This is a genomic window from Bradyrhizobium sp. GW821-FHT13H05, assembly GCF_058804065.1.
Genome location: NZ_JBXAPO010000036.1, coordinates 1 through 680, shown reverse-complemented (window position 1 = coordinate 680; position 680 = coordinate 1). Strand labels below are relative to the sequence as shown.

Sequence of the window (680 nt, the reverse complement as noted above, 5' to 3'; positions counted from 1 at the left end):
AACACTTGGCGGCGCTGGCCAAGGCCGGCCTCGTCGACCTGGATACCTTGGCGCAGGATGGGGTGCGGGTGCGGGCGAGTGCCGGCGCCGCCTCGTTCCGGCGGGAGGCGACTCTCGATCGTCATCTGGCGACAGCGCAGGCAGTTGTGAACGAGCTCAAGCGAGAGGTCGAGACGCGCTCGGATGCCAGCAATCAGCGGATCAAGGCGGCCAGGGAACGGGCGGCGCGTGAGCGCTTGGAGCGCGTCAAGGCGGCGCAGGGGGCGCTCGCCGATATCAAGCGGCAACGCGAGGCGCGCGAAGAAAAGCGCAGCAACGGCAAGAAGCCGAAGGAGCCCCGCGCCTCCACCACTGATCCGCAGGCTCGTGTCATGAAGATGCCGGACGGCGGCTTCCGTCCTGGATACAACGTGCAGGTGGTCAGTCCGGCCGGTCAGCAAATCGTGGTCGGGTTCGACGTGACCAATGTCGGCTCCGATCGGGGTCTGATGCGACCCATGCAGGATCGCTTGCGCGCGAGAACAGGCCGTCTTCCGCGACGCTATCTGGTCGATGGCGGCTTTGGCAGCGCCGAGGACATTGAGTGGGCACACGATCAAGGGATTGAGGTCTTTTGCCCGCCCACGCAGTCCAAGCACGGCACCGATCCCTGCCTGCCGCGGCGCGGCGACGGCCCGGGC

1 protein-coding gene is annotated in these 680 nt (G+C 67.4%); it reads left to right on the top strand.

The features are described from left to right. On the top strand, positions 1 to 680 hold a 680-nt coding region (locus tag AC1RR3_RS38520), incomplete at both ends, for a transposase (RefSeq protein WP_492830539.1).